Source organism: Halomonas huangheensis, assembly GCF_001431725.1.
GTDB lineage: Bacteria > Pseudomonadota > Gammaproteobacteria > Pseudomonadales > Halomonadaceae > Halomonas > Halomonas huangheensis.
This window is the reverse complement of the sequence record NZ_CP013106.1, coordinates 573,231-586,661: the sequence shown is the minus strand read 5'-3', so window position 1 is coordinate 586,661 and position 13,431 is coordinate 573,231. Positions and strand designations below refer to the sequence as shown.

Here is a 13,431-nt window from a genome sequence, read left to right as displayed (position 1 = left end):
TAGAAACCCCGTTCATCTCCGTTATCGATCAGCGCAACCAATGGCCTACTCTGCGCAAGATGCTTTTCCATGGCAGTGGCTGCGAGCAGCATGTCTACTACTGCTGTTTTCCGGCACGGCGCGTGCCGACACTCCGCCCAATACGCCACCGGAGCAGCCTGTGTCTCTGGCACAGGAGCTTTTGACCTACCCTTCTCCGTCCTCTCGGCCATCCATGCGATTGCCGAAACAGGCGCTGGCTCGGGACCAGGGTGTGACCGCGAGCTTCCTGTCCTACGACTTCAACACCAACCAGAGCCGAAAGCCAGACCACAGTGGCTTGCAACGCTACAACCTCAACTACACCGCTGGCTTCAATGCCGGGGCCTGGCGATTACGCCACCAGGCCAACGCAAAACTACAGGAAAGCCACAAGACATACGATGTCATCAACAGCTATGCCCAGCACGACCTGCAGCAGTTCAACTCACGTCTGACGCTGGGGCAGTACTCGACACCAGGTGATCTGTTTGACGGTGTCGATTTCAGTGGCATGCAACTGCGCAGTGATGAACAGATGCGCCCTGAGAGCCAACGTGGATACGCCCCCGTCGTGCGCGGCATCGCCCGAACGTCAGCTACCGTTACCATCCGTCAGCAAGGCTCGGTGATATACGAGACTACGGTGTCGCCTGGCGAGTTTGTCATTGATGACCTCATCGCCCCAGAAGCCTCTGGAGACCTCGAGGTCATGGTCAATGAAGCTGATGGCAGCAATCACCGATTCAGCGTGCCCTACCTCTCGGAAGTGGACCTGATGCGGCCCGGAACCTCAAGCTACAGCTTCAGTCTGGGGCGACTACGCCAACAGCAGCACATCATCGGCCCCTGGTTCGGCCAATCCACCTGGCGCCAGGGTCTGAACAACTATGCCAGTCTCTATACCGGCGGCATTCTGGCGGACGGCTACGGTGCGCTGGTCGTCGGCAGTGCCACCGCCACTCCCTTTGGTGCGGTGAGTGCTGATATCACTTCATCCTCCGCCAGCAATATGCTGAGTGATGACGGCACCTACAGCACGATGCAGGGTGAGAGCTATCGCTTCGGTTATAGCCACCATCTGGACTCTACTGATACCTCCTTCGCTCTCGCCGCCTATCGGTTCTCCAACGAGGATTACGTGAGTCTCGAAGACTTTGCCTGGGACGAAGACGCCGATGACAACGAACGCGAACGAGACCGCTTCCAACTGACCATCAGTCAGCCGGTGGGCGATTGGGGGCAACTGGACCTGAGCGGCACCGATCGCCGCTATTGGGGCAATGACAGCAAAATCACGACTTATCAACTCGGTTACCAACGCGACTTCAACTGGGGCAACCTGTACCTGAGCGCCGGACAGAACATCGAAGATGACCAGCCCAGCAGCCTTTACCTCGCCAGCGTGAGAGTTCCGCTGGGACTGGCCGGGCAGACACCGGACTTGACTACCAGCGCCAGTTTCGGCGATGACGAGCAGCCCCGGCTACGAGCCAGAATCGGTGACGACATCGGCCCAGAGCAACGGGTCAACTATCAAGCCCATGCCAGTGTGGTTGGCGCCGAAGGCACTCAACTCGATGATTATGGCGCCAGCCTGAAATGGAATACGCCGGCAACTCTATTTGGCGCCAACTTCAGCCACGAGGACAATGGCACTCAGCAGTATAACGCTTCGCTCAGCGGGACCATGCTGGCTCACTCTGGCGGTCTGGTACTGAGTCCAGAGCGCGGCGATACCATGGTTCTGATTACGCCTCAGTCACGTTCAGGCAAAATGGCCACAGGGCCAGATCATCACTATATCAAGGCCAGTAGCAACGCTCTGCTTGCCGGACTCACTCCATACCAGGCCAATAGCATCAAGCTCGAGACCACCACCGAGGACCAATGGCACACCACGACACGTGATATCGTTCCTACCCAAGGCGCGATCATCGTCGTCAGCGCTGCCGACTACCCTCAACCCACACTCGACCTCTATGAACAAGTGAGTGCAGACACCGCTGCCGAAGAAGGTGGCAGCTAGCCACACCACTGCCAGCACTCCATCGTACCGAGAAGTTTGAGGCTATCTGCCCGCTTCCCTATAATCGGGGGCCCGGTGCTACTCGCGTTGCGCGCCACGCATCAGCACATGAACATATGCCAGCCCGGCATTACAACGACGCCCTCAAGGGCGCGCCTGGACACTCATGAATCCCGATATTGACGCTCTCCAGCCCTACCCCTTTGAGCGCCTCGCGGCCTTGAAAGCAGGACTCACCCCACCGCCGGGCCTGGCCCATCGCCCATTGACCATTGGCGAACCTCAGCACCCGCCCTACCAGGCGGCGCTGGACGCGCTGGTCGAACACCAGCAGGCCTTTGCGCGCTATCCGGCCACAGCGGGAAGTGCGGAACTGCGCGAGACCATCGCCCGCTGGGCAACGCGGCGCTTCGCCCTCAAGCAGTTGGATACCGAGCGCGAAGTGATTCCGGTCAATGGCACGCGAGAAGCCATCTTCGCTCTGGTCCAGGCATGTCTGGACCGTACTCGTCCGGCACGAGTGGCTGTTCCCAATCCCTTCTACCAGATCTACGAAGGTGCGACACTGCTCGCCGGAGGCACCCCGCTGTACCTGGATTGCGACGCGGACAACGACTTTCGCCCGGATTTCGATTCGATCGATCCCGACACCTGGCGTGAGGTGCAGCTGGTATTCCTGTGTTCGCCAGGCAACCCGACCGGCGCCGTTACCCCGCTGAAGGAATTCAAGCGCTTGATCCAACTGGCCGATGAGTACAACTTCATCATCGCCTCGGATGAGTGCTACTCCGAGCTGTACCTCGATGAGCAGACCCCGCCACCGGGCCTGCTGCAGGCAGCCGCGGAGCTTGGTCGTCACGACTACCGACGTTGTGTGGTATTCCACTCGCTGTCCAAGCGCTCCAACCTGCCGGGGCTACGCTCCGGCTTCGTCGCTGGCGATGCGAAGGTCATCGAGCGCTTCAAGCGCTACCGCACCTATCATGGCTGCGCCATGGCGCTGCCGGTACAACAGGCCTCCATCGTCGCCTGGTCCGATGAACAGCATGTGCGTAACAACCGCGATGCCTATCGCGAGAAGTTCGCTGCCGTCACCGACATTCTGGCTCCGGTACTCGACTTCCCGCAGCCCGAAGCCAGTTTCTATCTGTGGCCGGCGGTACCGGCCGGCGATGATGAAGCCTTGACCAGACGCCTGTTCAGTGAGGCGCATGTCAGCGTACTGCCCGGCAGCTATATGGGCCGCGTAGGCGCCAACGGCGTCAATCCCGGCACGGGGCGCCTGCGTCTGGCATTGGTCGATGAGCTGGAAGCCACTCGTGAAGCCGCCGAGCGCATCCGCCAGTTGGTCGAACGCGGCTGACGCTGTTGCAACCGCCCAATACGAAGGAAGATACGTCATGCTGACGATCTACGTGATCCACAACTGCGATACTTGCCGCAAGGCCATCAAGGCTCTGGATGCCAGCGGCCACCCCTACCAGGTCCACGATCTGCGCAAGGACGGGGTGTCGGCAGCGCTGCTCGAACATATTCTCGAGCGGGTGCCGGTCATGACGCTACTCAACAAGCGCAGTACGACCTGGCGCAACCTGTCCGACGCTGACAAGTCCGGTGTCGATACCGATGATCTCGACTCGAACAAGGTACGCTCCCTGCTGATGGCCAACCCGACCCTGATCAAGCGCCCGCTGCTCGATACCGGCGACGAGATTCGAGTCGGTTATCGCGATGGCGACTACGACAATCTGTGATCCGCTGCGGCAGTTACCCGACTCGCGCAGCGCTCTGCATTTCCGACCCCATTCACGTTGAAGGACATACACATGCTCAGTTTTGCACTTGGTATCGGCTCCCAGAACACCCAGGGCGACTGGCTGGAAGTCTACTATCCGGCCCCCCTGCTCAATCCCGACGCCAGCCTCACCGATGCCGCCGTCCGCGCTCTCGGTGCACCGGCCGGCAGCGGCGTGGTCAGCCTGCTGCCCGAGCATTGTGCCGATCTCGCCCAGGCACTGCGTGATGCTGGTCACCCCGAGCAGGCCAGCCTCGCCGACAGCCTTGCGGTCAGCAAGCGTCCGCTGGTGGCCACCTTCATCGACAGCGATGCTGCGCCGCAAAGCGTGCCGGAGGTCTACCTCAAGCTGCACCTGCTGTCGCATCGTCTGGTCAAGCCACACGAACTGGACCTGTCCGGCATGTTCGGCCTGCTGCGCAATATCGCCTGGAGCAGCGAAGGGCCCATCGATATCGAGGAGCTTCCCGCTCGCCGCCTGCGTGCACGTCTCGAAGGCCGTACCCTGTCGGTCGACTGCGTCGACAAGTTCCCCAAAATGACTGACTACGTAGTGCCGACCGGTGTACGCATCGCCGATACCGCGCGGGTACGACTGGGAGCTTACCTCGGCGAAGGTACTACGGTGATGCACGAAGGCTTCGTCAACTTCAATGCCGGTACTGAAGGCCCGGGCATGATCGAAGGCCGCATCTCAGCTGGCGTGGTGGTCGGCAAGGGCTCCGACCTCGGCGGAGGCTGCTCGACCATGGGGACTCTGTCCGGTGGCGGCAATATGATCATTTCCGTGGGCGAAGGCTGCCTGATCGGAGCCAATGCGGGTATCGGCATTCCGTTGGGCGATCGCTGCACTATTGAAGCCGGTCTGTACATTACCGCAGGAGCCAAGGTCACGCTGCTGGACGACCAGAACCAGGAAGTTCGCACCCTTGCCGCTCGTGAGCTGGCCGGTCAGAACGATCTACTGCTACGCCGCAACTCACAGAATGGTCGTATCGAGTGCCTGACCAACAAGAGCGCCATTGCGCTCAACGAGTCACTTCACGCCCACAATTGATTCACCTGGCGGCGGCCCAGGCCGTCGCCACCGCCAGGACCCCTGCATGCCGACCACTGAACCTCAACCGCTCAGCACCGAACTATCCTCGACTCTCGAGTTGGCCGTGGAGCTGATTCGTCGTCCCTCGGTGACACCCGATGATCTGGACTGTCAGGAGTTGATGATCGAGCGCCTCGAACGCCTCGGCTTCACCATCGAGCGCCTCCCCTTCGGTGATGTAAAGAACTTCTGGGCGACACATGGTCATCATGGCCCGGTATTGGCATTTGCCGGACACACTGACGTGGTCCCATCCGGGCCCGAGGCTCAGTGGCATACACCACCGTTCGAACCGGAAATCGATGCTCAGGGTATGCTACGCGGTCGCGGCGCAGCCGATATGAAAGGCAGCCTGGCGGCGATGGTGACAGCCGTGGAACGCTTCATTACCGCACATCCCGAGCATGATGGACGCATTGCCTTTCTGATCACTTCCGATGAGGAAGGCCCTGCCATTGATGGCACTCGGGCAGTGGTAGAGCATTTTCGTGAACGCAATGAGCGTCTCGATTACTGCATTGTCGGTGAACCCTCATCCACCGAGCGTCTCGGCGATGTCATCAAGAATGGACGTCGCGGCTCGCTGGGAGGCGTACTCAGGGTCCGCGGCATCCAGGGGCACGTTGCCTATCCCCACCTTGCCCGCAACCCGATCCATCAAATAGCACCAGCACTGGATGCACTGGCTACCGAACACTGGGACTCAGGCAACGATAGCTTCCCGGGCACCAGTTTTCAGATATCCAATATCCGCTCCGGCACCGGTGCCACCAACGTGATTCCCGGCGAGGTTGAAGCGATTTTCAATTTTCGCTTTTCCACCGAAACCACCGAGAAGGAGCTGCGTGAACGCACCGAAGCCATTCTGCGTGACCATGACCTCGACTACGACATCAGCTGGACTCTCAACGGAGAACCTTTCCTGACCCGAGAAGGTTCGCTGGTGGAAGCTGCGATTCTTGGCGTCGAGGAAATCACAGGTGAACGCCCTGTCCTCTCAACCAGTGGCGGCACTTCTGATGGCCGCTTCATCGCCACGCTCGGCAGCCAGGTGGTCGAACTGGGACCCCGAAACGCGACCATCCATCAGGTCAATGAATGCGTAAGGGCTGCCGATCTGGATGCCTTGAGCTCAATCTATGAAGCTATTCTGAAGCAATTGTTCGTTGCTCAGAGGACCCGCTGAGGTGCCAATGGAACGTTACCCGGATATCGAGATCTACCTTGCACCCGCTGATGTAGAGCGCATCAGCGCCTGGCTCGCGACGACCATCTCCGCTCCCCCTCTTGAACCCCACGGCAAACACCGCTGGCGTACACAGGGCGAACATCAAGGCCATGATATACCGGTACTGCTGGTGGCCCGCGCAGCTGATTCATTTGCCAGCCTGTGGATCGACAGTGCCGATAGCCCCTGGCCCAGCGACGCCGACTGCGCCCGAGCCGCAGCTCAGGCACTCGACTGCGAGGTACGCTGTTCACTGGGAGGTTGGCACCCTGGCGATGACCCTGACCGATTCCTTCAGGTACTGCCGAATGGTAGCGAGCAGATCATCGACTGGCCGGATAACGACACTCGCTGAACACTCTCATCACTCTGAGCAACGCCGGATACGAGAACGCCTCGCGGCAGCGAGGCGTTTCGAACGTACGAGAGACCGCGATCTATCAGGTAATGACGGTCACGTCATCCGCCTGAAGTCCACGGTCATTTTTTACTACGTAGTAGCGCACTTTCTGACCCTCAGCCAGAGTACGATGGCCACGACCACGGATGGCGCGAAAATGGACAAAAACGTCCTCTCCGTCATCTCGGGTAATGAAACCATAGCCCTTGTTGACGTTGAACCACTTGACCTCGCCGATCTCGCGATCATCGTCCTCGACACCCGCCAGCGATACCTGCTGCGGGGTCAAGGCATTGACTGCCAGTGTCGCTACCAACAACAGGGCAAATACCCCTGCCGCAGTTGCCACATACCCCTTCAGTAGTTGGTTTTCTTCGACGATTGCCAACAACTGTTCGGTAGTGACACCGGTAACGAGACTGAGCAACAGAGTGATCAACAACGGTGACGGAGCAGCCAGCAGCAGACTGACAAAACCACAACGAATAACAACCCTTCTCTTCATGGAACTGAAATACTCTCTTGTCATTGGTTGAAACAGATTGAAAAGTAAACGGAACCTCTATGATACCCAGCAGGGCACCAGGATCCTGCTGCACCAGGGCAGACGGCCGACACGATGAACAGTGACACACCGCAGCATGAGTCTATCACGGAGATGGAAAATCCGTCCGCAGATACTGCACAAAGGTTGGAGGCTCTTGAAAGCCGTGTGGCTTACCAGGAACACTGGTTGGACACACTGGATGAGGCCATCGCCCAGCAGGAACGCCGCCTGATGCAGCTCGAACGGCTTGGAAAAGCCATGCAAGCTCGCCTCCAGGGACTGCGTTCCGGCAGCGACGACCTACAGGGGCAGATGCCCGGCCCGGAGGATGAATTGCCGCCACATTACTGAACAAATGGTGACAACCATCGAGTTACAGCGATATTGCAAGGCCGCCGACCCGCTCCTCTGAGCGGCTCGGCGGCGTCGTTTTCGGCACTTACTCGAAGGAATCACACACAGCCGTCAGGCTCGAGGGGTCGTGCGTCTCGACATGAGAGACGGCTCCGTCGCTCATCTCGATGGTTCGGCTCCACTGATGATCCTGTTGCGGTTCATCACAGCTTCCAACCGTGCCACCACCGAAGTTGGAATCAATCCAGTAATTCACCTTGTAGCTGCCCCCTTCCTCAAGCGCGCCGGGGAAATCCAGGGAAAAAGCGGGATCGGCATCGGCTGATACTTCACCACTCTGCGTGGCCAGCACTTCCCCCGACTCGGCATCGATCAATGCCGCCTCAACCGCCTGGCCACCATGCGGACCACCGAAACCGGCATCGCCCTGAAAGGTCAGGTCATGACCATCGGCCGCCAATGCGGGTACCGCAATCCACGGCAGTGCAAGCAACAATCCGCGACTGAACAACTTTCTGTGCATCATGCTACACCTCCCAATATGGAAATCAGGCATACCAACACCCGGATCAGTTGATCCCGGATGAGCCCTGTGTCCCAGAATAGACGCCGATGCCTGCTTTCGCCGATATCTTCGCCTCAGGAGGTTGCTGTAGCGTACTGTCGCGCCAGAGCCGCGAGCGAACCCGCGGCTCCATGATGGTCTCTCGGGCCGGAATGACTCAGTCCGTCAGCCCATCCAGGTAACGCTCGGCATCGAGGGCCGCCATGCAGCCGCTACCCGCGGAAGTAATCGCCTGGCGGTAGACATGATCCATGACATCGCCTGCGGCATAGACACCGGGAACGCTGGTAGCCGTGGCATTACCTTCCAGTCCGGAATGCACCTTGATATAGCCTCCAGCCATGTCCAACTGGCCTTCGAAGATACCGGTATTCGGGCTATGGCCGATGGCGATGAACACACCCGGAGCCTGGAGCTCACGAGTCTCGCCACCCTCGACTGACTTGAGGCGCACGCCTGTCACGCCAGTGTTGTCGCCCAGTACTTCATCCAGAGTGTGATTCCAGACCAACTCGACATTACCGTTTTCGGCCTTGTCGAACAGCTTGTCCTGAAGAATCTTCTCGGCGCGCAAGCTATCGCGGCGATGCACCAGGGTTACCTTCGAGGCGATATTGGACAGATACAACGCTTCTTCCACAGCAGTGTTGCCGCCACCTACTACCACCACCTCCTGGTTGCGGTAGAAGAACCCATCGCAGGTAGCGCAGGCGGAAACCCCCTGGCCCATGAACTGCTGCTCGGAAGGAAGTCCGAGGTAACGGGCGCTGGCTCCAGTGGCAATGATCAGCGCATCGCAGGTGTAGGTACCGTTATCGCCCTTGAGGGTGAAAGGACGCTGACGCAGTTCAACCTCATGAATATGGTCGAACAGCACCTCGGTATCGAAACGCTCGGCATGACGTTTCATGCGTTCCATCAACTCGGGGCCCTGGACACCGGCGTCATCACCAGGCCAATTATCGACGTCGGTGGTGGTGGTCAACTGACCGCCCGCCTGTATCCCGGTAATCAGTACCGGCTTGAGATTGGCTCGCGCTGCGTAGACAGCAGCGGTATAACCTGCCGGGCCGGAGCCGAGAATGATCAAACGTTCGTGACGCGCTTCGCTCATGGCAACCTCATGGAGAACAAGAAACAGCGAATTGACGGGATACCGACCAGTACCCGCGGGCCGCTACGGATTCGGCGATGCCGACTGCCAGGCAGTCGGCATGACCCAAGCCGCAGGAGGAGGCTAACCCCCTCCTGCCGGACAGGTATCTATCTTACAACGCGGTAGAGTGGGCGCCGAGGTACTTGGCAACGCCTTCAGCGTCAGCACTCATACCTTCCTTGCCTTCGTCCCAACCAGCCGGGCAGACTTCGCCATGCTGCTGGTGATGCTTGAGCGCCTTGACCATGCGCAGCATCTCGTCGACATTGCGGCCCAGCGGCAGGTTGTTGACGACCTGATGCTGGACAACACCCTGCTCATCGATCAGGAACGACGCGCGCATGGCAACGCCAGCTTCCGGATGCTCGATACCATAGGCCTGAGTGACCTCATGCTTGACGTCAGCAACGATCGGGAAGCCGACCTCACCAATACCACCCGCTTCCGGGCTGGTCAGGCGCCATGCATAGTGGGTGAACTGAGAATCGATGGAAACACCAATCACCTCAACACCCAGATCCTTGAACTGCTGCAGACGATTGTCATGCGCGATGATCTCGGACGGGCAGACGAAGGTGAAGTCCAGCGGCCAGAAGAACAGCACACGCAACTTGCCGTTGCTGTCGGACAGCTTGAAGTCTTCAACGATATCGCCGTTTCCGAGAACTGCAGCTGCTTCAAAATCAGGGGCTTGACGTCCTACCAGTACGCTCATGTAACTCTCCTTGAAGGTCAATGGAATGAATCGGCGGAAAATTTGAGGTTGTCCACTCAATCACATCAGGACACCTGCTCGCCAGTCGACCGGGCCTATGGCCCGTATAGTCGGCGCCTATTGTCCCGCCACCTTGATGACGCCGCAATGACCGCGTCACACTGATGCGCAAGAATTCAGATCACGTCGTCATCGGCTCCCACTACCAACGACTCGATATCGCCGGATAGTGGTGACACCTCGACCTTGAAATGAATTGGAGCACAGCATTGCGGACAGTCCTCCCAGCTCTCATGGCTTCCCTGCGAGGGGTCTACCACCATGCTGAAGCGGGTATCGCAGTACGGGCAATGCACTGTGCGGGCGGGAAGTTGCTCTTCATGCACGACAGGCTCCTGATATCAGGTGGAGCTATGAAGATGGCGTCAAGGGGGTTACCTTTCAAGGTGTGCCCCCAGATAACGCGAGATACGACAATACAAAGTACCGTGATAGCGGCGCTGGCGCGCCTATCATGATATCCCGCACTTGAATCCCCCTTCCGACATACCAATACCAAGCAGAAGGGCAGGAGCGCTCGGCGAGCCCCACTGGTCATCACAGGAGATTGCCTTTCCGAACCAGCAGCCAGCCTCTGAAGAACCTGGACCGTTCGATACTCAGCCTCAGGAGGACAGCATGACAACTTCACTTCCGGATACCCGTCAGACACTCAAGGTCGGTGACCAGTCCTGGGAAATCCACAGTCTAAACAAGGCTGCGCAGGCACTGGGCGACATTTCTCGCCTACCGATGACGCTCAAGATACTGCTCGAGAATCAGCTCAGGTTTGCCGATGACGATAGCGTCAACGTCGAGGATGTTCAGGCGCTGATCGATTGGCAGAAGGAAGGCCGCTCCGATCGCGAAATCGGTTATCGCCCTGCCCGCGTACTGATGCAGGACTTCACCGGCGTGCCAGGTGTGGTTGACCTCGCCTCGATGCGCGCTGCCGTAGAAGCTCTGGGAGAGCAACCATCACGCATCAACCCACTCTCGCCGGTAGACCTGGTCATCGACCACTCGGTGATGGTAGATCACTTCGGCGATCCCAGCTCCTTCAAGGACAACGTGGCGCTGGAAATGGATCGCAACCGCGAGCGCTATGAATTTCTGCGCTGGGGCCAGCAGGCATTCGACAACTTCCGCGTGGTGCCGCCGGGCACCGGTATCTGTCACCAGGTCAATCTTGAATATCTGGGCAAGACGGTATGGACGAAGGACGAGGACGGCAGGACCCTCGCCTACCCCGATACGCTGGTGGGCACTGATTCCCACACCACCATGATCAACGGCCTCGGTGTGCTCGGATGGGGTGTCGGCGGCATCGAGGCCGAAGCGGCCATGCTGGGTCAGCCAGTGTCGATGCTGATTCCTGAAGTCATCGGCTTCAAACTGACCGGCAAACTACGTGAAGGCATCACCGCCACCGATCTGGTGCTGACTGTCACCGAGATGCTGCGCAAGAAAGGCGTCGTCGGCAAGTTCGTCGAGTTCTACGGCGATGGTCTCAAGGACCTGCCATTGGCCGACCGCGCAACCATCGCCAACATGGCACCTGAGTATGGCGCGACTTGCGGTTTCTTCCCTGTGGATAACGAGACCCTGACCTACATGCGCCTATCAGGGCGCGAAGACCAGCAGATTGCGCTGGTCGAAGCCTACTGCAAGGAGCAGGGACTATGGCGCGAACCCGGCCATGAGCCGATTTTCACCGATGCACTGGAACTCGACATGGATGACGTCGAAGCCAGTCTTGCCGGCCCCAAGCGTCCCCAGGATCGCGTCGCTCTCAAGGACCTAAGCGCAACTTTCGAGAAGTTGATGCAGGGCAATGGCCAGTCGGTGGACAGTGAACGCAGTGCCAATCTTGACGCCGAAGGAGGCCAGACCGCAGTCGGTGTCGCACGCAGCTATCGCCACGCGGAGAGCCAGCAGGTCGAGCACGACGGTGAAAACTTCAGCCTCGATCCCGGCGCCGTGGTGATTGCCGCTATTACCTCCTGCACCAACACCTCCAATCCCAGCGTGATGATGGCGGCAGGTCTATTGGCCAGAAATGCTCTCAAGAAAGGCCTCAAGACGCAGCCCTGGGTCAAGACCTCATTAGCCCCCGGCTCCAAGGTGGTCACCGACTACCTGGCAGCCGCCGAGTTACAGGATGACCTCAATGAGCTGGGCTTCAACCTGGTGGGCTATGGCTGCACCACCTGCATCGGTAACTCCGGCCCATTACCCGAGCCTATCGAGGAAGCCGTGAAGAACGGTGATCTCACCGTCGCCTCGGTGCTGTCCGGCAACCGCAACTTCGAAGGCCGCGTTCATCCGCTGGTCAAGACCAACTGGCTCGCATCACCGCCGCTGGTGGTGGCCTTTGCCCTCGCGGGTAACGTACGTTGCGACCTGATCAAGGATCCACTTGGCGAGGACAGTGATGGCAACCCGGTCTATCTCAAGGATATCTGGCCATCACAGAAGGAAGTCGCCGAGGCAGTGGAGAAGGTCAACACCGCAATGTTCCACAAGGAGTACGCTGAGGTATTCAACGGCGATGACGTCTGGCGGGCCATCGACGTACCGCAGAGCGAAGTCTATGAGTGGAGCAGTGACTCTACCTATATCCAGCACCCGCCATTCTTCGAAGGTATGGGGCGGGACCCGTCCCCCATCGAGGATGTCAAGCAGGCGCGGATTCTTGCCATGCTTGGCGACTCGGTAACCACCGACCACATTTCACCAGCAGGTGCGATCAAGCCGGACAGTCCAGCCGGCCGCTACCTGCAGGAGAATGGCGTCAAGGTGGTCGACTTCAACTCCTATGGCTCGCGGCGTGGCAACCATGAAGTCATGATGCGCGGCACCTTTGCCAACGTTCGCATCCAGAACGAGATGCTTGACGGCGTGGTCGGTGGAGAAACCCGTCATGTGCCCAGTGGCGAACAAATGGCCATCTACGATGCCGCCATGCGCTATCAGCAGGAAGGCACGCCACTGGTGGTGATTGCCGGCAAGGAGTATGGCACCGGCTCCTCACGCGACTGGGCGGCCAAGGGCACGCTGCTGCTGGGTGTACGCGCCGTGCTGACCGAGTCCTACGAGCGCATTCACCGCTCCAACCTGATCGGCATGGGTGTGGTTCCGCTGCAGTTCCCGGAAGGCGAGGACCGCAAATCGCTGGGCATGACCGGAGATGAAAGCATCTCGATCGAAGGCTTGAGCGACCTGGCTCCGGGCAGCAAGGTCAAGGTAACCATCCACAGCGACAAGGGTGACAAGAGCATCGAAGCCCTGTGTCGTATCGACACCGCCAACGAGCTGGAGTACTACCGCCACGGCGGCATCCTCCACTATGTACTGCGCAGGATGATCGGCGCAGCCTGAGGACACTCCACCACCCCGCGCGCGCAAGGTGGTGGAGCTGTAAGAACCGACCAACACAGGACTGATGAAAAAATGCCGCGGCCATTGGCCGCGGCATTTTGCTGG

The 13,431-nt window shown here is 59.2% G+C and carries 13 protein-coding genes; 8 read left to right on the top strand and 5 right to left on the bottom strand.

From position 1 onward, the window contains the following. Positions 1-40 precede the first annotated feature (40 nt). From AR456_RS02765 to AR456_RS02740, 6 genes are all read left to right on the top strand, one after another. On the top strand, positions 41-2,047 hold the full coding sequence (locus AR456_RS02765; RefSeq protein WP_021819812.1) for a fimbria/pilus outer membrane usher protein: 2,007 nt from the start codon (positions 41-43) through the stop codon (positions 2,045-2,047). A gap of 166 nt (positions 2,048-2,213) precedes the next feature. After that, positions 2,214-3,410 carry a succinyldiaminopimelate transaminase gene (gene dapC / locus AR456_RS02760; protein ID WP_021819811.1) on the top strand — a complete coding sequence of 399 codons (1,197 nt, stop codon included), beginning with the start codon at positions 2,214-2,216 and terminating at the stop codon, positions 3,408-3,410. A 37-nt stretch (positions 3,411-3,447) separates the two neighbouring features. Continuing rightward, on the top strand, positions 3,448-3,801 hold the full coding sequence (locus AR456_RS02755) for a Spx/MgsR family RNA polymerase-binding regulatory protein (RefSeq protein ID WP_021819810.1): 354 nt from the start codon (positions 3,448-3,450) through the stop codon (positions 3,799-3,801). A gap of 72 nt (positions 3,802-3,873) precedes the next feature. Continuing rightward, complete coding sequence (gene dapD, locus AR456_RS02750; protein WP_021819809.1) at positions 3,874-4,899, top strand: 2,3,4,5-tetrahydropyridine-2,6-dicarboxylate N-succinyltransferase; 1,026 nt, start codon at positions 3,874-3,876, stop codon at positions 4,897-4,899. Positions 4,900-4,945: 46 nt separating this feature from the next. Further along, complete coding sequence (dapE, locus tag AR456_RS02745; RefSeq protein ID WP_021819808.1) at positions 4,946-6,127, top strand: succinyl-diaminopimelate desuccinylase; 1,182 nt, start codon at positions 4,946-4,948, stop codon at positions 6,125-6,127. A 7-nt stretch (positions 6,128-6,134) separates the two neighbouring features. Beyond that, positions 6,135-6,524, top strand: a complete 390-nt coding sequence (locus AR456_RS02740) for a hypothetical protein (RefSeq protein WP_021819807.1) — start codon at positions 6,135-6,137, stop codon at positions 6,522-6,524. Between the two features lie 85 nt (positions 6,525-6,609). Here the strand turns inward: AR456_RS02740 and AR456_RS21715 are convergent, their stop codons facing one another. After that, on the bottom strand, positions 6,610-7,074 hold the full coding sequence (locus AR456_RS21715; RefSeq protein ID WP_021819806.1) for a cold-shock protein: 465 nt from the start codon (positions 7,072-7,074) through the stop codon (positions 6,610-6,612). A 228-nt stretch (positions 7,075-7,302) separates the two neighbouring features. Here AR456_RS21715 and AR456_RS21770 point away from each other — a divergent pair, with 228 nt between their 5' ends. Further along, positions 7,303-7,467, top strand: coding sequence for a SlyX family protein (locus AR456_RS21770; RefSeq protein ID WP_417935326.1), 165 nt, complete (start codon positions 7,303-7,305; stop codon positions 7,465-7,467). An 88-nt stretch (positions 7,468-7,555) separates the two neighbouring features. Here AR456_RS21770 and AR456_RS02725 read toward each other — a convergent pair whose 3' ends face one another. The 4 genes from AR456_RS02725 to AR456_RS02710 form a co-directional block, all read right to left on the bottom strand. Continuing rightward, complete coding sequence (locus AR456_RS02725) at positions 7,556-7,996, bottom strand: hypothetical protein (protein WP_236995532.1); 441 nt, start codon at positions 7,994-7,996, stop codon at positions 7,556-7,558. 196 nt (positions 7,997-8,192) lie between these two features. Continuing rightward, positions 8,193-9,149, bottom strand: coding sequence for a thioredoxin-disulfide reductase (gene trxB, locus AR456_RS02720; RefSeq protein WP_021819803.1), 957 nt, complete (start codon positions 9,147-9,149; stop codon positions 8,193-8,195). A gap of 154 nt (positions 9,150-9,303) precedes the next feature. Then, positions 9,304-9,906: a peroxiredoxin gene (locus AR456_RS02715; RefSeq protein WP_021819802.1), complete on the bottom strand. Its 603-nt coding sequence runs from the start codon at positions 9,904-9,906 to the stop codon at positions 9,304-9,306. Between the two features lie 176 nt (positions 9,907-10,082). Continuing rightward, positions 10,083-10,292, bottom strand: coding sequence for a zinc ribbon domain-containing protein (locus tag AR456_RS02710; protein ID WP_021819801.1), 210 nt, complete (start codon positions 10,290-10,292; stop codon positions 10,083-10,085). Positions 10,293-10,584: 292 nt separating this feature from the next. Here AR456_RS02710 and acnA point away from each other — a divergent pair, with 292 nt between their 5' ends. Further along, positions 10,585-13,326, top strand: coding sequence for an aconitate hydratase AcnA (gene acnA / locus AR456_RS02705; RefSeq protein WP_021819800.1), 2,742 nt, complete (start codon positions 10,585-10,587; stop codon positions 13,324-13,326). The last annotated feature ends 105 nt before the right edge of the window (positions 13,327-13,431 follow it).

Coding starts and splice junctions, on each gene's coding strand:
- AR456_RS02740 (WP_021819807.1), top strand. CDS start 6,135: ATGGAACGTTACCCGGATATCGAGATCTACCTTGCACCCGCTGATGTA.
- dapD (WP_021819809.1), top strand. CDS start 3,874: ATGCTCAGTTTTGCACTTGGTATCGGCTCCCAGAACACCCAGGGCGAC.
- AR456_RS02755 (WP_021819810.1), top strand. CDS start 3,448: ATGCTGACGATCTACGTGATCCACAACTGCGATACTTGCCGCAAGGCC.
- dapE (WP_021819808.1), top strand. CDS start 4,946: ATGCCGACCACTGAACCTCAACCGCTCAGCACCGAACTATCCTCGACT.
- AR456_RS21715 (WP_021819806.1), bottom strand. CDS start 7,074: ATGAAGAGAAGGGTTGTTATTCGTTGTGGTTTTGTCAGTCTGCTGCTG.
- AR456_RS02725 (WP_236995532.1), bottom strand. CDS start 7,996: ATGATGCACAGAAAGTTGTTCAGTCGCGGATTGTTGCTTGCACTGCCG.
- AR456_RS02715 (WP_021819802.1), bottom strand. CDS start 9,906: ATGAGCGTACTGGTAGGACGTCAAGCCCCTGATTTTGAAGCAGCTGCA.
- dapC (WP_021819811.1), top strand. CDS start 2,214: ATGAATCCCGATATTGACGCTCTCCAGCCCTACCCCTTTGAGCGCCTC.
- AR456_RS02765 (WP_021819812.1), top strand. CDS start 41: ATGGCCTACTCTGCGCAAGATGCTTTTCCATGGCAGTGGCTGCGAGCA.
- trxB (WP_021819803.1), bottom strand. CDS start 9,149: ATGAGCGAAGCGCGTCACGAACGTTTGATCATTCTCGGCTCCGGCCCG.
- acnA (WP_021819800.1), top strand. CDS start 10,585: ATGACAACTTCACTTCCGGATACCCGTCAGACACTCAAGGTCGGTGAC.